A 17454-nucleotide genomic window follows, 5' to 3' on the forward strand; every position below is an offset into this window, starting at 1 on the left:
GGGAAGATAAAATAGTAAATTGCGCGACAGCGCACCTCTGGATCCCCTGACAGACGCGGAGATTGTTAAACTAACCGGCGTTTTCTGCTATTTATCACGATGAGCGTTTATGGAATCCTGGAAAGTTAATCTCATTTCCGTCTGGTTCGGCTGCTTTTTTACCGGTCTGGCAATCAGTCAAATCCTGCCATTTTTGCCGCTGTATATTTCGCAGCTCGGGGTGACCTCCCATGAAGCGCTCTCGATGTGGTCTGGTCTGACTTTCAGTGTCACATTCTTAATCTCCGCGATAGTCTCTCCGCTCTGGGGGAGCCTGGCAGACCGCAAAGGTCGCAAGCTGATGCTGCTGCGCGCTTCGCTTGGCATGGCCATTGCGATACTGCTGCAAGCCTTTGCCACCAACGTCTGGCAGCTTTTTCTGCTGCGCGGCATCATGGGCTTAACGTCCGGTTATATTCCAAATGCGATGGCGCTGGTGGTGTCTCAGGTGCCTCGTGAACGTAGCGGATGGGCACTCAGTACTCTGGCGACTGCGCAAATCAGCGGTGTGATTGGCGGACCGCTGATGGGCGGTTTTATTGCCGATCATGTGGGATTACGTCCGGTCTTTTTTATCACCGCAATACTGCTGGTCGTCAGCTTTCTGGTCACCCTCTTTTTGATTAAAGAAGGTGTCCGCCCGACGCTGAAAAAGAGCGAGCGGTTGAGCGGGAAAGCCGTATTTGCTTCGCTGCCATATCCGGCGTTGGTTGTCAGTCTGTTTTTCACCACGCTGGTGATTCAGTTGTGCAATGGTTCAATCAGCCCGATTCTGGCGCTATTTATTAAGTCGATGGCCCCGGACAGTAACAATATTGCCTTTTTGAGTGGGTTAATCGCCTCGGTGCCTGGGGTGTCGGCACTGATTTCTGCGCCCCGGCTTGGTAAGCTTGGGGATCGCATCGGCACCGAAAGGATCTTGATGGCGACGCTGATTTGTGCGGTCGTGCTGTTCTTTGCCATGTCGTGGGTCACGACGCCTTTCCAGCTTGGTGTATTACGTTTTCTGCTCGGTTTTGCCGATGGCGCAATGCTGCCTGCCGTCCAGACGCTGCTGGTCAAATACTCCAGCGACCAAATAACCGGGCGTATTTTTGGTTATAACCAATCGTTTATGTATCTTGGCAATGTCGCGGGTCCGCTAATGGGGGCAACGGTGTCGGCAATGGCGGGATTTCGTTGGGTATTTATTGCCACTGCGGTCATTGTGATGATTAACATTTGTCAGTTAGCCCTTGTCCTGCGCCAGCGGCGAAATATCCGTAAGCAGGTGTAAAGCGATTAAAAAATGACTTAAGTGAAACCGATCGTTTTTTTATCATAACTTTAACTTATGGCCGGGGGTGACTATTTTATTCATGACTTTTAATTTCGGGTTCTGTTTTTCTGCGAGAAACGTTTCGCTCACCGTATTCTGTGATTATTTACGCAAAGTCTTTCCTTTCTTATAAAAATACTACTTTCAGCCTCTAGGCAGCATGGATTCATAGTGATACCGTCAGCCTTCTTTAGATAAGGAAATGCGGTCATGAAAAATCTAATAGCTGAGTTGTTGCTTAAGCTTGCCCAGAAAGAGGAAGAGTCAAAAGAACTGGTTGCTCAGGTAGAAGCATTAGAGATTATCGTTACAGCGATGCTGCGCAATATGGCTCAGAACGAGCAGCAACTGTTGATTCATCAGGTTGAGGGCGCACTTGATGGCGTAAAGCCCGATGCCAGCGTTCCGGATAACGATACGGAGCTGCTGCGCCAGTATGTACAGAAGTTGTTGAGGCATCCTCGTTACTAGTTTTATTCAGCTTCTACGCTGTCATATACCTGTCATGTCAGAGACCTATAGTCGCTTTGTTTTTTATTTTAAGTGTATTAAGTACATGGAGAAAATAAAGTGAAACAAAGCGCTATCGCTCTTGCATTGTTACCGCTGCTGTATATCCCCGTTAGTCATTCTGAAACATCATCAATGTCGGTACTGGAAAACCGTGCCGCGCAGGGTGATATTACAACGCCAGGCGGAGCACGCCGATTATCGGCCGATCAAACACAAGCATTGCGCGAATCACTGAATGATAAACCCGCAAAAAATATTATTTTATTGATTGGCGATGGTATGGGTGATTCAGAAATTACCGCTGCGCGAAATTATGCTGAAGGTGCAGGTGGTTATTTTAAAGGGATTGATGCCTTACCGCTGACCGGTCAATACACCCATTATGCGCTGAATAAAAAAACCGGTAAGCCGGATTACGTGACAGATTCTGCTGCGTCGGCAACCGCATGGACAACCGGCGTGAAAACTTATAACGGCGCGCTGGGCGTCGATATTCACGAAAAAGATCACACGACGCTGCTGGAAATGGCGAAAGCGGCGGGGCTGGCGACGGGTAACGTCTCAACCGCAGAGTTGCAGGATGCCACGCCTGCCGCGCTGGTGGCGCACGTCACGTCACGTAAATGCTATGGCCCGAGCGTAACGAGCGAGAAATGCCCGACGAATGCGCTGGAAAAAGGTGGCAAAGGCTCAATAACCGAACAACTGCTGAATGCCCGTGCGGATGTGACGCTGGGCGGCGGCGCGAAAACGTTCGCCGAAACTGCGACGGCGGGCGAATGGCAGGGAAAAACGCTGCGTGAACAGGCTCTGGCCCGGGGTTACCAACTGGTCGGCGACGCGGCCTCACTGGCGGCAATCGGCGAAGCCAGCCAGGACAAACCGCTGCTGGGACTGTTCTCTGACGGCAACATGCCTGTGCGCTGGGAAGGCCCCAAAGCGTCTTATCACGGCAATATTGATAAGCCCGCCGTGACCTGTGCGCCGAATCCAAAACGCGACGATACCGTGCCGACGCTGGCACAAATGACCGACAAAGCCATTGAGTTGCTCAGTAAAAATGAGAAAGGATTCTTCCTGCAGGTGGAAGGAGCCTCTATCGATAAACAGGATCACGCCGCCAATCCTTGCGGACAGATTGGCGAGACGGTGGATCTGGACGAAGCCGTACAGCGCGCGCTGGCCTTTGCGAAGAAAGAGGGTAACACGCTGGTGATCGTCACCGCCGATCACGCCCACGCCAGCCAGATCGTCGCGCCGGAGACAAAAGCGCCGGGTCTGACCCAGGCGTTAAACACCAAAGATGGCGCCGTGATGGTAATCAGCTACGGTAACTCCGAAGAGGAATCTCAGGAGCATACGGGCAGCCAGCTGCGCATTGCGGCCTACGGTCCTCATGCGGCCAACGTGGTCGGGCTGACCGATCAAACCGATCTGTTCTATACCATGAAAGCGGCGTTAGGCCTGAAATAATCCAGCCCCCGACAGGATAACGTTTGCTGTCGGGTGGTTTTTTTATTGTTAGCAGCCAGACTTATCTGAATATCCCCGCGTTTACCTGCGGGAGATAGTCGAGTGAATACTCAAAAAAGGATGGTGCTATGAAAATAACATTACTGGTTACCCTATTGTTTGGGTTGATCTTTTTAACGACCGTTGGTGCGGCGGAGAAAACATTAACGCCGCAGCAGCAGCGCATGACCACCTGTAATCAACAGGCGACGGCGAAGACGTTGAAAGGCGATGCCCGTAAGACATACATGAGCGATTGCCTTAAAAACAGTCAGTCAGCTCCCGGTGAAAAAAGCCTGACGCCGCAACAGCAAAAAATGCGCGAATGCAACGTCCAGGCGACGGAACAATCGCTGAAAGGTGACGACCGCAGTAAGTTTATGAGTGCCTGCCTGAAGAAAGCGGCGTAGCGCCGACGTAGTGCTAACGGGTGAGCAAAGAAAAACGCTCACCCGAAATATCATACTTTCCCCGCCACACCCGTCTCTATAATTTGGGAAAATTGTTTCAGAATGTTCCCAAAAAATAATGAATGACGAAAACTTTTACAAAAAAGCGGTCGACCTGGATGAAGAGTCTTTTTCATCGCAGCAAAATGACCATCAACGCTCTGGACTGCGATTCGCCCGGCGAGTGAGAGTGCCGCGTGCAGTGGCGTTGGGGGGGATGTTTTTCCCTGTCGCCGCAGCGCTGGTCGCGAATCCCGTATCCGGCGTCTGGTGGCTGTTGCTGGTGGGATGGGCGTTCGTCTGGCCACACCTGGCCTGGCAAATCGCCAGCAGGGCCGTCGATCCGCTGAGTCGGGAATTTGCCAATTTAAAAACGGATGCGGTCCTCGCCGGAATGTGGATAGGTCTGATGGGGGCCAATGCGCTGCCCTCCACCGCGCTGTTGATGATCATGTGCATGAATCTGATGGGCGCAGGCGGCGCGCGACTGTTTATCACCGGGCTTGCCCTGATGGTGATCGCTTGTTTGGTCACGCTGCAGCTGACGGGCGTCTCTCTGGCCTTAAGAAGCGCACCACTGGAAGGAGGGCTGACGCTGCCGGTCATGGTGATATACCCGCTGTTATTCTCCTGGGTCAGCTATCAGGCCGCGACAAAACTGGCGCAGCACAAGCGTCGGTTGCAGGTGATGAGCACCTGTGACGGCATGACGGGGGTCTACAACCGGCGGCACTGGGAAATATTACTGCGCAATGAATTTGAGCACAGTCGTCGCCAGCATCGGGATGCCACGCTGCTGATCATCGATATCGACCACTTTAAGAGCATTAACGATACCTGGGGACATGACGTTGGCGACGAAGCCATTCTGGCGCTGACCCAGCAGTTGAGAATGACCCTGCGCGGGAGCGATGTGATCGGGCGTTTTGGTGGCGATGAATTTGCGGTGATCATGTGCGGTACGCCAGCGGAGAGCGCCATAGCGGCGATGTCGCGGGTTCATGAGGGGTTACAAGGGCTACGCCTGGCCTGCGCGCCGCAGGTTATTTTGCATATCAGCGTCGGCGTTGCACCGTTAACCCCGCAGTTCGGTCACTATCGGGAATGGCTGAAATCAGCCGATCTGGCGCTCTACAAAGCAAAGAATGCCGGACGTAACCGCACCGAAGTGGCGGCCTGACGTCCGGTTGTTCACTCAGGACTTACTGAGTTTCTCTGACTTCTCCATACACTTCGCCATCGCTTCAATTACTGCCGCGCGAAATCCTCGCTCTTCCAGTACGCGGACGGCTTCAATCGTCGTGCCGCCAGGCGAACAAACCATATCTTTCAGTACGCCAGGATGCTCGCCGGTTTCCAGCACCATCTTTGCCGAACCCATGACCGCCTGAGCGGCAAATTTGTAAGCCTGCGCGCGCGGCATCCCGCCCAGTACAGCGGCATCGGCCATTGCTTCGATAAACATAAAAACATACGCCGGGGCGGAGCCGCTGACGCCAACCACCGGGTGAATCATCGGCTCGGCAATGACTTCGGCTTCGCCAAAGCAGCGGAAAATGTTCAACACGTCAGCGGTATCTTCCGGGGTAACCAGCGCGTTTGGCGTCACCGACGTCATCCCGGCATTAACCAACGATGGCGTATTCGGCATTGCACGTACGATTTTCCGGTCATGCCCCAGCGCGCGGGCGAGTTGATCGAGGGTTACGCCTGCTGCAATAGAGACCACCAGCGACTCTTTATTGAGGCTGGAGGTGACTTCGCTGAGTACTTTGATCATGATGCCCGGCTTCACGGCGCCGAAAACAATATCCGCCACCTGGGCCACTTCCTGAGCGGACTGCGCGGCGTTGATACCGTACTGGTCGTGCAGCGCGGCGACTTTATCGGGGGAAGGGGTGTAGACCCAGATCTGGCCGGGAAGCACCTGACCGCTGGCAATCAGGCCGCCGAGGATCGCTTTCCCCATATTACCGCAGCCGATAAAACCGATTTTCTTCTCCATCTCGTCACTCCCTATGGGTGATAGTTGTTGTTTTGTTTGATAAAGCCTAGCTTAGCGCGGATTGAAAGACGCATGAAGGATAAACAGCACTTTGCCGCAGCGCAAAAGCACGAGACAATAGCCGATTGCACAAGAAACGGGAGACAGTATGACCATATGGGTGGATGCGGATGCGTGTCCGAACGTAATTAAAGAGATCCTCTATCGTGCTGCCGGGCGCATGCAAATGTCGCTGACTCTGGTAGCGAACCAGAGCCTGCGCGTGCCACCGTCACCGTATATCCGTACGCTGCGCGTTCCTGCGGGCTTTGACGTGGCGGACAACGAGATTGTGCGTCAGTGCGCGGCAGGCGATCTGGTCATCACTGCCGATATCCCGCTGGCCGCTGAGGTGCTGGCGAAAGGCGCATCTGCGCTCAATCCGCGTGGTGAACGCTACACCGAATCGACCATTCGTGAACGTTTGACGATGCGCGATTTTATGGATACGTTGCGCGCCAGCGGGATCCAGACGGGGGGGCCGGATAGCCTCTCTGCGCGCGATCGCCAGCATTTTGCGGCGGAGCTGGAAAAGTGGTGGCTGGAAGTTCAGCGCAGAAAAGCGTGAATGTAATTTATTTTTTACACTTTCCTCAGCGCCATTTCTTGATATAGTAGGGCATGCATTGATATTTCTACTTTGAGTGGAATGAATTCTTTACATTTAACGCCGTACTAGTTTGATGGTATGATTATTCCTTTAATGACATCTGATCCCGCAGCTTTGCGGCTTTCTGGGGAACGCCCACTATGACGCAACCGCTTTATCTTGTTGGCCCACGCGGCTGTGGAAAAACAACGGTTGGCATGGCGCTGGCTACGGCAATTGGCTGTCGGTTTGTGGATACCGATCAATGGCTGCAGTCGCAGGTACAAATGACCGTGGCGGAAATCGTCGAGCGTGAAGGCTGGCCGGGATTTCGCGCCAGAGAAACGGCTGCGCTGGAGGCGGTGACCGCGCCGTCGACGGTCGTCGCGACGGGGGGAGGAATTATTCTCACCGACTATAACCGCCATTTTATGCGTGATAACGGCATCGTCATTTATTTAAGCGCGCCGGTCCCAACGCTGGTTAATCGTCTTGAGGCGTCGCCTGAAGAGGAGCTGCGTCCCACGCTGACCGGTAAACCCCTGAGCGAAGAGGTGCAGGAGGTACTGCAACAGCGGGACATGTTGTATCGCGAGGCGGCCCATTTCATCATTGATGCAGCAAAATCACCCAGCCAGGTGATTTCTGAAATTCAGCTCAGGCTGGCGCAGTGCGCGCTGCGCAGACAAGGCGGGGTCTATACTTAAACTTCATTCGACAGAAGGAAGCACTATGCCAACCAAACCGCCTTATCCACGTAAAGCGTATATTGTCACCATTGAGAAAGGGACGCCGGGGCAGACGGTCACCTGGTATCAGCTGCGCGCCGATCACCCGAAACCGGATTCGTTAATCAGCGAGCATCCCAGCGCGCAGGAAGCGATGGATGCGAAAGCCCGTTACGAAGATCCCGATAAAACCTGATGACTGAACGGCTCGGAATGGAATCTGAGTGAGTGCAAACCCTACCAGCATCACATTTTTCACCGAAGAATCGTTGTACCTGAAAACTAACATCAAACAATAACAACCTATTACTGGAATTATCTGGAATCTTTACACAGCGATTTGTGCTGCACCTGCTACGCTTTTTTGCATTTGCAAAGGTAAGTGTCGGCAGTGGTGCAGCGCATTTACCCGGGAATAAACGACGAAGTAAAAAAGAAGGTGGAAAAAATGAGTGCGTCGTTGGCTATCCTCACAATCGGTGTTGTACCCATGAGTGAAGTTTTACCGCTTCTGACCGAGTACATCGACGAACAACATATCACCCATCACAGCCTGCTGGGAAAAATGAGCCGTGATGACGTTCTGGCTGAGTACGCAATCGATTCCGGCGAGGAGCCGCTGCTCACTCTGCTTAACGATAATCAACTGGCTTATGTCTCGCGCCAGAAAGTGGAACGCGACCTGCAAAGCGTCGTCGAAGTGCTGGATAACCAGGGCTACGATGTCATTCTGTTGATGAGTACAGCTTCAATTAACAGCATGACGGCGCGTAACAGTATTCTGCTGGAGCCGCTGCGCATTATTCCGCCGCTGGTGGCCTCGATTGTCGATGGGCATCAGGTGGGGGTGATTGTGCCGGTGGAAGAGCTGATGGCGGCCCAGACGGAGAAATGGCAGGTTTTGCAGTCTCCTCCTGTCTATTCTTTGGCAAATCCGGTACATGGAAGCACGCAGCAATTGATTGATGCCGGCAAAGCGCTGCTGGAGCAAGGGGCGGATGTCATTATGCTCGACTGCCTTGGTTTTCATCAGCACCACCGCGATGTCCTGCAAAAATCGCTGGATGTTCCGGTGCTGCTCTCTAATGTGCTGATCGCGCGGCTGGCTTCAGAACTGCTGGTTTAATTTTACGTGACAGGCCAAAGGGCTGACCCCTATATTGGTTGTCAATTTACCAACGAGACAGGGCCCGTTTATGCTTCAAAGTAACGAATACTTTTCCGGCAAAGTAAAATCAATCGGCTTTACCAGCAGCAGTACTGGCCGTGCCAGTGTGGGCGTGATGCTGGAAGGGGAATACACCTTCGGCACCGCAGAGCCTGAAGAGATGACGGTGGTGAGCGGCGCGTTGAATGTGTTGTTGCCGGATGCTACCGAATGGAAGGTGTATGCCGCAGGAGAGGTGTTCAACGTCCCGGGTCATAGCGAGTTTCACTTACAGGTCGCCGAACCGACCTCATATCTTTGCCGCTATCTGTAATGATTTTCCCTCTCCGTGTGGAGAGGGAAAATTGTTTAGCGCTGCGCTTCGCCGCCTAACCCTTCTACCAGATTCTGAATCAACGCCGCCAGTTCACCGGTCATCAGGATAAAGTCCGCGTCAAAACGCTGGGCGAAATCTTCCCGGTCGATATCTTCGTTTTGATCGCGCAGTTCGTCGCTGAATTTCAGACGCTTGATCGAACCGTCATCGCAGATCATAAACTGAATACGCTGCTGCCAGTCGAGCGCCAGCTTGGTCACCACTTTACCGGCTTCAATGTGGACGGCTATTTCGTCGCTCACCAGATCCTGTTTTTTCGCCCGGATCACGCCGCCGTCTTCCAGCATCGCTTTCAGTTCGGCTTCGTCGAGTAACTGGAAGCCCTGAGCCACGGTGCCGGAACGCACCCATTCGGTAAGCGTCAGCTCAATCGGGTTTTCCAGCGCCAGCGGAACCACTGGCAGAGAACCGAGGCTCTTACGCAGCAGCGCCAGCGTATCTTCCGCTTTTTTCGCGCTTGCGCAGTCCACCATGATCAACCCGTTCACGGTGTCGATCCACATCATGGTCTGACTAAAGCGGCTAAAGGCGCGTGGCAGCAGCGAATGCAGCACTTCATCCTTCAGCGAGTCTTTCTCGGTTTTCTTCAGTTTGCGCGCCTGCTCGGCTTCCAGTTTGGCGATCTTCGCTTCCAGCGCCTGTTTGATCACCGGAGAGGGCAGGATCTTCTCTTCTTTACGCGCGCAAATCAAAATCTGGCCGTTGTTGGTATGCGTCAACGCATCGCTGTGCGATCCCATTGGCGGCACCCAGCCCGTTTTTGCCATATCCTGGCTACCGCAAGGGGTAAACGTCATCGAGGCTAGCTGTTTTTCCATCTCCTCGGCACGCAATGAAATATCGCGGCTAAGACGGTAAACCATTAAATTTTTGAACCACAGCATGATAATTTCCACGGCCTTGTCGTTAAATTCAGCGCGTATAGTAACGAATTGTCGGCGGGCTTGCATTGCCATTCCCAATGCCTCGCTCTACTCTGTTGATATTCCCTAAAAAATGAGGAACACCGTGTGCGTATTGGGATTGATTTAGGCGGCACCAAAACGGAAGTCATCGCGCTCAGTGAGGCCGGGGAGCAACGGTTCCGCCATCGTCTGCCGACGCCGCGAAACGACTATCAGCAAACCATCGAAACCATTGCCACGCTGGTGGCGATGGCGGAAAAAGCCACCGGGCAAACGGGCACGGTGGGGATCGGCATCCCCGGTTCCATTTCGCCCTATACCGGTGTGGTGAAGAATGCCAACTCCACGTGGCTGAACGGTCAGCCGTTTGATAAAGACCTCAGCGCACGTCTGCAACGTGACGTACGTCTGGCGAATGACGCGAACTGTCTGGCGGTTTCTGAGGCGGTCGATGGCGCCGCTGCCGGGGCGCAGACGGTTTTTGCGGTGATCATTGGTACCGGTTGCGGCGCAGGCGTGGCGCTCAACGGTCGGGCGCACATCGGCGGCAACGGTACGGCGGGCGAGTGGGGGCACAATCCTTTGCCGTGGATGGATGAGGATGAGCTTCGCTATCGTGAAGAAGTCCCCTGTTACTGTGGAAAACAGGGATGCATTGAGACGTTTATTTCCGGCACCGGGTTCGCCACCGATTACCATCGCCTGAGCGGCAATCCGCTTAAAGGCAGTGAGATTATCCGCCTGGTGGAGGCGCAAAACGCGCTGGCCGAACTGGCGCTCAGCCGCTATGAACGGCGTCTGGCGAAATCGCTGGCCCATGTAGTGAATATTCTCGACCCCGATGTTTTCGTCCTCGGCGGCGGGATGAGCAACATTGATCGCCTGTACAAAACGATTCCGCCGCTGATTAAACAGTTTGTGTTCGGCGGGGAGTGCGAAACGCCGGTGCGCAAAGCCCTGCACGGCGACTCCAGCGGCGTGCGTGGCGCCGCGTGGCTGTGGCCACAGAAATAGTGGCAGGGGGAGGCCGGAGGGCGACGGCAGTGCGCCTTATCCGGCCTGCGGCACCCGCAGACATGGCGTCACCCACTATTCCACTGCAAACATTTTGTCGAGTTTGCTGTAGCCCAGCCCGTTGATTTTCTTCACCTTAATCTGCACCGGAATACGTTCTTTCATCGCTTCCACATGGCTAATCACGCCGATGGTTTTTCCGCTGGCATTGAGCGCATCCAGCGCATCGAGGGCGGTATCCAGCGTTTCACTGTCGAGTGTGCCGAAGCCTTCGTCAAGGAACAGCGAGTCAATGCGCGTTTTGTGGCTGACCAGATCGGAGAGTGCCAGCGCCAGCGCCAGGCTGACCAGGAAGCTCTCGCCACCGGAAAGGGTACGGGTATCACGCACGGCGTCGGCCTGCCAGGTGTCGACCACCTCCAGTTCCAGCGCTTCACTGGCTTTGCGCTGCAGCAGATAGCGTCCATGGAGGCGGGTCAACTGGTTGTTCGCCAGCCACACCAGGTTATCCAGGGTCAGCCCCTGGGCGAATTTGCGGAATTTATCGCCCTCTTTAGAGCCGATCAGCGCATTCAGATAGCCCCAGTCCTCAACCTGTTGCATCGCGTTGTCGATTTTTTGCATCAACGTCTGCTGCTGTTGGCGATTATCGCTATCTTGTTTTAGCTGTTGGCGTATTTCACCCTGACGTGTGGCATTGTCTCGCACCCGGTCATTTAGCTGCGCCACGGCTTGCTGAATGTGTTCAATCGACTGCGTGAGATCCAGTCCCGCAGGCGGCTGTTGCTGATGCGCCGCCAGCGCCTGGGCTGACTGCGCGGCGAGGGTCTGTGCCTGCTGAAGCTGGTTTTCCAGCGACTGCTTAAGCTGTTCCAGACGGGCGATCGCTTCGTCATCCAGCAGCGCGGCAAGAAATGCCGCCCGATCGGCAAACAGGCTGTGCGCAAGCGCGGTATCAAACTGCGCCTGCGCATCGGCGGCGCGCTGAGTCTCCTGCTGCTCCTGCTGTTGTAACGTCTGTAACTGACTGTGCAGCGATACACACTCATCGTGAACCTGACGCCAGTTTTCCAGCGTCACGCTCTCATCATCTTCTGCGTCGGTACCGGCGGCAGGCAGCGTCTCGAGCAGCGGGGTGAGCTGCGCGATGCGCGCCTGCAACGCCGTCAACTCCGTCTGCCGCTGCTGCCACGTTTGCGCATCTGCCGCACGGGCGTTTAACCACGCTTCTTCGCTGCCTTCTTCAGGAAGTGACAACGTATAGTGGCTTAACTGCGCCGACAGCGTTGCCTGGCGCCGATCGATTTGCTGGCGGAACTGCTCCACCTGTTGCGCATGGGCGGTGATTTGTGCCTGTAGCTCATGGCGTTGACTGAGCTGATAGAGCTGCTGCTCGTGCTCGTCCTGTACCGTCAGCCAGGGCTGAATATCCTCCTGCGGCTGTAACGTGACGTTCAGTGCGCCGATCGCGGTTTGCCACTGTTGAGTGAGCGCTTGCTCCTCTTTAGCCAGCGTCTGCGCTTCGCTTTCGTCACGCTGTAGCTGCTGGTTTAGCGCTTCTGACTGTCCACGCAGGGCGGCACCTTCGTCAGCCAGCACTTTAACTTCTTTTTCCAGCGCGTCGCGTCGCGCCTGATTAACGCCTGGCTCGAGCGCCTGATACGCCGAGACTGCGGGATGGGCGGTTGAACCGCAAAGCGGGCAGGGCTGACCGGACTGTAGCAGCGCACGCTGGCTTTCCAGATTTTTGATCCGCGCTTCCTGTTCGCAAAGGGTTTTAACATCCTGATACTGCTGATATTTGTCTTTATACTGCTGACGCTTTGCCTCCAGCAGGGTATTGCGCCGGGCCAGCTCTTGCTTGTTATGCGCAATCGCTGCCTGCAGTTGACTCAGACGCGCCAGCCGGGGAACGAGCTGACCGTGGAGCGAAAGCAATTGCTGGCGCAGAGGACGCTGCTGCGCATGCTGCGCCAGCGCCGTCGCAACCTCATCTGCCGTCATATTGAGCGTCACCGGCGGCAGTGCTTCCAGCTTACGGCTATCGTTTACCTGCTGTTGCTGCCATTTTGCCAGTTGAATCTTATCGCTGGCCTGCTGAGCAAACAGGGCTCGCCAACCTCCTAACTCGCTGCTCCATAAGCGAAAGCGATCGTGTGCGATTAGCCATTCGTTCAGCGTCTGTTGCGTGGCGAGCAGGGCGGTGGACTGCCGCTCAGCCTGGCGGCGCATGCGGTCGCGCAGCGAGAATCTGCTTTGTAAGCGAGAATTTACTTCGTTTATCTGCTGGCGGGTGCGGGTGACGGTAGCCGATTGTTCCTGAATGCGCTCCCACAGTGGGCGTAACGCTCTGGCAGGTTGTGCCAGGCTGAGCGTCGCCAGCTGTGGCTGGGCGTTTTCCAGCGCCTCCTGCGCAACCCGCTGCGCCTGCTGACGCTGGTTTGCGTCGGCCTGCAGTTCGTGTTGACGCGTCAGCCAGTTTAACTGCTGCTGTCCGGTCTGCTGTTGGGTGACCAGCTGTTTCTCTTCGTCAGTGAGCGCCTGCAAACTTTCTGTCAGCGTCTGCAACGCCTCTGGCGCTAACAGCGTAACGCCGCTGGCCTGCGCCTGTAATTTTTCCAGTTCGGTGCGCGCGGTTTTGTGCTGCTCAAAAACCTGGGCGGAGATCTGGCCATAAATTTCCGTGCCGGTCAGTTCTTCCAGCAGTTCTGCACGCTCCTTCGGTTTAGCGTTGAGGAACGCAGCAAACTGCCCCTGCGAGAGCAGCATTGAGCGGGTAAAGCGACCATAATCCAGCCCGGTCAGATCCGCCGTCATCTCCAGTTTGTCCTTCACCTTATCGGCAAGGATTTTCCCGTCGGCGCAGCGCGCCAGTTCAACGCGCGGAACCTGTAAATTGCCGTCGGGCTGGTTGCGCGCGCGGTTCTGGCTCCAGAACGCACGATAAGCTTCGCCTTTGACTTCAAACTCCACTTCCGCCAGACATTCCGCCGTATCGCGGGTCATCAGATCGTTTTGCGATTGCGACACGGTATTCAGGCGAGGCGTCTCGTGGTACAACGCCAGGCAAATCGCATCGAGCAGCGTGGTTTTGCCGGCCCCGGTGGGACCGGTAATGGCAAACAGACCGTTGCTGGCAAACGGCTCGGCTGTGAAATCGACCTTCCATTCCCCTTTCAGTGAGTTGAGGTTTTTCAGGCGTAGACTGAGAATCTTCATGCCTCATGCTCCCCGGAAAGTGTCTGTAACGTGCGGTGAAAAAGTGATGTCAAACGTTCGCACTGAGGCGGCTCAAGTTCTTCCAGCGCCAGGCGGCGTGAAAATACCTCGTCCACGCTCAGTTCGCTCAGCGTTTCCCGGCGTTCGTTACTCAACATGCGCTCGCGCTGCTCCCGACTGCGGCGGACTAACAGCACCTCAACGGGCAGCGTTTCCGTCAGCGCCTGAATTTTACGCTGCATATCATGCAGGTATTCATCAGTGGTGATTTCGATATCCAGCCAGACCGGAGGGCTTTGCTCGCTATCGCGCCACTGCTCCAGCTGTTCGGTAATCGCGGCGAGATCGCCTTTCAACACCGCCAGCGGTTGTGTGACCGGAACGGTGAGTTCTTCGACGCTGGCTAACTTGCCGTCCAGGAAGTCCACCCGATGCACGTATTTGTTTTTGCCACATTCGTCAAAACTCAGCGCGATAGGGGAGCCGCAGTAGCGGATATGCTCTGTGCCGCCAATCTTCTGCGCCCGATGGATGTGGCCCAGCGCGATGTAATCGGCGGGCGGGAAGTTCTGTGCCGGAAAAGCATCCAGCGTGCCAATATAAATGTCACGAACGGCGTCACTTTTACTGGCGCCGACGGTGGTCAGGTGGCCGGTGGCAATAATCGGCAGGGCGAGATCGCCGCGCAATGCGCAGGCAACCTCGTATTGCTGTTGGTAATAGTCGGTGATGGCACCCAGCAGATGCTGCTGTTTTTCCTGACCGGACAGGCCCGCCTGGCTGCTGATAATGTCGCGCGGGCGTAAAAACGGCACCGGGCACAGCACCGCGCCGGGCTGGCCGTCGCGGCGATTCAGGATTTGCGGCGCGCAGCCAGCGCTGGCCACAACCGTGGTATTGAGAAACGCCAGAATCTCGCGGGATTCATTCAGCGTAGCGACGGAGTCATGGTTTCCTGCTAATACCACCAGATGACAGCCCGTTTGCTGCAGGTTGACCACAAAACGGTTGTAGATCTCTCGGGCATAGCTTGGCGGCGAGCCGGTATCGAAGATATCGCCCGCAACGACTATCGCATCCACCTGCTGTTCGACCGCCGTTTCCAGCAGCCAGTCGAGAAAGGCCTGATGTTCAGCGGCGCGGCTTTTGCTGTAAAAATTTTGTCCCAGATGCCAGTCAGAGGTGTGAAGGATGCGCATAACGGTTCCATGGCAAAAAAGCATAAAGGGGATTATAACCATTCGTGGGCTGTAATATCTCGTTTCTCGGGTGTCATAAATCAACAACCTAAGGTTAACGTCTGCACGCATTTTCATAAATCTGTCATAAAACTGACGCATAATGACGCCGCATTAAGACAGATGATGATAAGCAACTTATATAACAGGGCAAATCATGGCGAGACGTATTCTGGTCGTAGAAGATGAAGCTCCAATTCGCGAAATGGTCTGTTTCGTGCTTGAGCAAAATGGTTTTCAGCCCGTTGAAGCTGAAGATTATGACAGTGCGGTGAACCAGCTAAATGAACCCTGGCCGGATTTGATCCTTCTTGACTGGATGTTGCCCGGCGGTTCTGGTCTACAGTTTATTAAACACCTCAAGCGTGAAGCGATGACCCGTGACATTCCGGTCATGATGTTAACCGCCAGAGGAGAAGAAGAGGATCGCGTACGTGGCCTGGAAACCGGTGCGGACGACTACATTACTAAACCGTTCTCCCCGAAAGAACTGGTTGCCCGCATCAAAGCGGTGATGCGCCGGATTTCGCCGATGGCGGTGGAAGAAGTCATCGAGATGCAGGGGCTAAGCCTGGATCCCACATCGCACCGCGTGATGACCGGCGAAAATCCGCTTGATATGGGGCCGACAGAATTTAAACTCCTGCATTTCTTCATGACCCACCCCGAACGGGTATACAGCCGCGAACAGCTGCTGAACCACGTCTGGGGCACCAACGTCTACGTTGAGGATCGTACGGTCGATGTGCACATTCGCCGTCTGCGCAAGGCGCTGGAAACCAGCGGCCACGATCGGATGGTACAAACGGTTCGCGGGACAGGGTATCGTTTTTCGACCCGTTTTTGAAAGACAAGAATAAATAAGAGCCTGGCTCTGAAGGGAGAGTGACCCGTGCTGGAACGGCTGTCATGGAAAAGGCTGGTGCTGGAACTGATACTTTGCTGTATCCCGGCCTTGATCCTAAGTGCATTTTTTGGTTACCTGCCGTGGTTTTTACTGGCATCGGTAACAGGACTGCTGATCTGGCATTTCTGGAATTTATTACGCCTCTCATGGTGGCTGTGGGTCGACAGAAGCATGACGCCGCCGCCGGGACGAGGCAGTTGGGAACCGCTGCTGTACGGTTTGCATCAGATGCAACTGCGCAATAAAAAGCGCCGTCGCGAGCTGGGCAATCTGATTAAACGCTTTCGCAGCGGGGCAGAGTCACTGCCCGATGCGGTGGTGTTGACCACTGAAGAGGGTGGGATCTTCTGGTGTAATGGCCTCGCGCAACAGGTGCTGGGCTTACGCTGGCCGGACGATAGCGGACAAAACATCCTGAACCTGCTGCGCTATCCGGAGTTTACGCAATACCTTAAGCTGCGGGATTTTAGCCGACCGTTAAATCTGGTACTCAATACCGGTCGACACCTGGAAATCCGCGTCATGCCGTACACCGATAAGCAACTGCTGATGGTGGCGCGCGACATGACACAGATGCACCAGCTTGAAGGCGCGAGACGCAATTTCTTTGCCAACGTGAGCCATGAACTGCGCACTCCACTAACGGTGTTGCAGGGCTATCTCGAGATGATGCACGAACAGACGCTGGAAGGGGCAACGCGCGAAAAAGCGCTATTGACGATGCGTGAACAAACCTCGCGCATGGAAGGACTGGTGAAACAGTTGCTTACGCTGTCGAAAATTGAAGCCGCACCGACGCTTCTGCTCAATGAACAGGTCGATGTGCCGATGATGCTGCGTATGGTCGAACGTGAAGCGCAGACGCTCAGCCAGCAGAAGCACACGTTCAGCTTTGAGGTGGATAACCAGCTCAACGTGCTGGGGAATGAAGAACAACTGCGTAGCGCAGTGTCCAACCTGGTGTATAACGCCGTGAATCACACGCCAGCGGGAACCCATATCACCGTCCGCTGGCGCGCGATGCCGTACGGCGCGGAGTTTAGCGTGGAAGATAACGGGCCAGGCATTGCGCCGGAACATATCCCGCGGTTAACGGAGCGGTTTTATCGCGTTGATAAAGCGCGATCGCGGCAAACGGGCGGCAGTGGACTGGGACTGGCTATCGTAAAACATGCGTTGAATCATCATGAAAGTCGCCTGAATATCGAGAGTCAACTGGGCAAAGGCACGCGCTTTAGTTTTGTGCTGCCGGAACGATTAATTGCCAAAAAAAGTGCTTAAAGTACAATCGTAAGGTTTTCTTTCCATAAGCCAGCCAATGCTGGCTTATTTTCTTTGCGGCTAAGATAAGTCTGCTGAATTTATCCGCGCCTGGTTGTTTTTTGTTCGAATGATAAGCCATGACTTTTTCTTTAACATAGTGTTTTGCACTGGT

General features: G+C 54.7%; 17 protein-coding genes. 13 read left to right on the forward strand and 4 right to left on the reverse strand.

Features of this window, described 5'->3' with window-relative positions:
* Positions 1–109 precede the first annotated feature (109 nt).
* The 5 genes from OGY35_RS13575 to adrA all read left to right on the forward strand — a co-directional run bounded on the left by OGY35_RS13575 (position 110) and on the right by adrA (position 5011).
* Positions 110–1315: a multidrug efflux MFS transporter gene (locus tag OGY35_RS13575; protein WP_286632543.1), complete on the forward strand. Its 1206-nt coding sequence runs from the start codon at positions 110–112 to the stop codon at positions 1313–1315.
* Positions 1316–1567: 252 nt separating this feature from the next.
* Positions 1568–1828, forward strand: a complete 261-nt coding sequence (gene iraP / locus OGY35_RS13580) for an anti-adapter protein IraP (protein WP_152405694.1) — start codon at positions 1568–1570, stop codon at positions 1826–1828.
* 99 nt (positions 1829–1927) lie between these two features.
* Entirely contained in the window at positions 1928–3343 is a 1416-nt protein-coding gene (gene phoA / locus OGY35_RS13585) for an alkaline phosphatase (RefSeq protein WP_286632544.1), read from the forward strand.
* A gap of 128 nt (positions 3344–3471) precedes the next feature.
* Positions 3472–3792, forward strand: a complete 321-nt coding sequence (psiF, locus tag OGY35_RS13590; protein WP_046476107.1) for a phosphate starvation-inducible protein PsiF — start codon at positions 3472–3474, stop codon at positions 3790–3792.
* Positions 3793–3910: 118 nt separating this feature from the next.
* The gene (adrA, locus tag OGY35_RS13595) at positions 3911–5011 is read left to right on the forward strand and encodes a diguanylate cyclase AdrA (RefSeq protein ID WP_152405691.1); all 1101 of its coding nucleotides are present in this window, start codon (positions 3911–3913) and stop codon (positions 5009–5011) included.
* A gap of 15 nt (positions 5012–5026) precedes the next feature.
* Here the strand turns inward: adrA and proC are convergent, their stop codons facing one another.
* The gene (gene proC / locus OGY35_RS13600; RefSeq protein ID WP_152405690.1) at positions 5027–5836 is read right to left on the reverse strand and encodes a pyrroline-5-carboxylate reductase; all 810 of its coding nucleotides are present in this window, start codon (positions 5834–5836) and stop codon (positions 5027–5029) included.
* A 148-nt stretch (positions 5837–5984) separates the two neighbouring features.
* Here proC and OGY35_RS13605 point away from each other — a divergent pair, with 148 nt between their 5' ends.
* The 5 genes from OGY35_RS13605 (at position 5985) to ppnP (ending at position 8673) form a co-directional block, all read left to right on the forward strand.
* Entirely contained in the window at positions 5985–6443 is a 459-nt protein-coding gene (locus tag OGY35_RS13605; RefSeq protein WP_152405689.1) for a YaiI/YqxD family protein, read from the forward strand.
* Between the two features lie 182 nt (positions 6444–6625).
* The gene (gene aroL / locus OGY35_RS13610) at positions 6626–7171 is read left to right on the forward strand and encodes a shikimate kinase AroL (RefSeq protein ID WP_286632545.1); all 546 of its coding nucleotides are present in this window, start codon (positions 6626–6628) and stop codon (positions 7169–7171) included.
* A gap of 25 nt (positions 7172–7196) precedes the next feature.
* Positions 7197–7388, forward strand: a complete 192-nt coding sequence (gene yaiA, locus OGY35_RS13615; protein WP_152405687.1) for a protein YaiA — start codon at positions 7197–7199, stop codon at positions 7386–7388.
* A 252-nt stretch (positions 7389–7640) separates the two neighbouring features.
* On the forward strand, positions 7641–8318 hold the full coding sequence (locus OGY35_RS13620) for an AroM family protein (RefSeq protein WP_152405686.1): 678 nt from the start codon (positions 7641–7643) through the stop codon (positions 8316–8318).
* Positions 8319–8388: 70 nt separating this feature from the next.
* Positions 8389–8673, forward strand: a complete 285-nt coding sequence (gene ppnP, locus OGY35_RS13625) for a pyrimidine/purine nucleoside phosphorylase (protein WP_046476127.1) — start codon at positions 8389–8391, stop codon at positions 8671–8673.
* A gap of 35 nt (positions 8674–8708) precedes the next feature.
* On the opposite strand, the gene rdgC is transcribed toward ppnP, so the two are convergent.
* Positions 8709–9620, reverse strand: a complete 912-nt coding sequence (gene rdgC / locus OGY35_RS13630; protein ID WP_042324859.1) for a recombination-associated protein RdgC — start codon at positions 9618–9620, stop codon at positions 8709–8711.
* A 126-nt stretch (positions 9621–9746) separates the two neighbouring features.
* On the opposite strand from rdgC, the gene mak reads away from it, so the two are divergent.
* Entirely contained in the window at positions 9747–10655 is a 909-nt protein-coding gene (gene mak, locus OGY35_RS13635) for a fructokinase (protein ID WP_152405685.1), read from the forward strand.
* 75 nt (positions 10656–10730) lie between these two features.
* On the opposite strand, the gene sbcC is transcribed toward mak, so the two are convergent.
* Both sbcC and sbcD read right to left on the reverse strand, forming a co-directional pair.
* Positions 10731–13874 (reverse strand): exonuclease subunit SbcC, encoded by a 3144-nt coding sequence (sbcC, locus tag OGY35_RS13640; protein WP_286632546.1) that lies wholly within the window; start codon positions 13872–13874, stop codon positions 10731–10733.
* Positions 13871–15073 (reverse strand): exonuclease subunit SbcD, encoded by a 1203-nt coding sequence (gene sbcD, locus OGY35_RS13645; RefSeq protein ID WP_286632547.1) that lies wholly within the window; start codon positions 15071–15073, stop codon positions 13871–13873. Before sbcD ends, sbcC begins: the two co-directional genes overlap by 4 nt.
* 196 nt (positions 15074–15269) lie before the next feature.
* On the opposite strand from sbcD, the gene phoB reads away from it, so the two are divergent.
* Together phoB and phoR are read left to right on the forward strand one after the other, a co-directional pair.
* Positions 15270–15959 carry a phosphate response regulator transcription factor PhoB gene (gene phoB / locus OGY35_RS13650; protein ID WP_042286011.1) on the forward strand — a complete coding sequence of 230 codons (690 nt, stop codon included), beginning with the start codon at positions 15270–15272 and terminating at the stop codon, positions 15957–15959.
* A 45-nt stretch (positions 15960–16004) separates the two neighbouring features.
* On the forward strand, positions 16005–17300 hold the full coding sequence (phoR, locus tag OGY35_RS13655) for a phosphate regulon sensor histidine kinase PhoR (protein WP_286632548.1): 1296 nt from the start codon (positions 16005–16007) through the stop codon (positions 17298–17300).
* Positions 17301–17454: the final 154 nt, after the last annotated feature.

The sequence above is a fragment of the Citrobacter sp. Ct235 genome (assembly GCF_030332305.1).
GTDB lineage: Bacteria > Pseudomonadota > Gammaproteobacteria > Enterobacterales > Enterobacteriaceae > Citrobacter_A > Citrobacter_A telavivensis.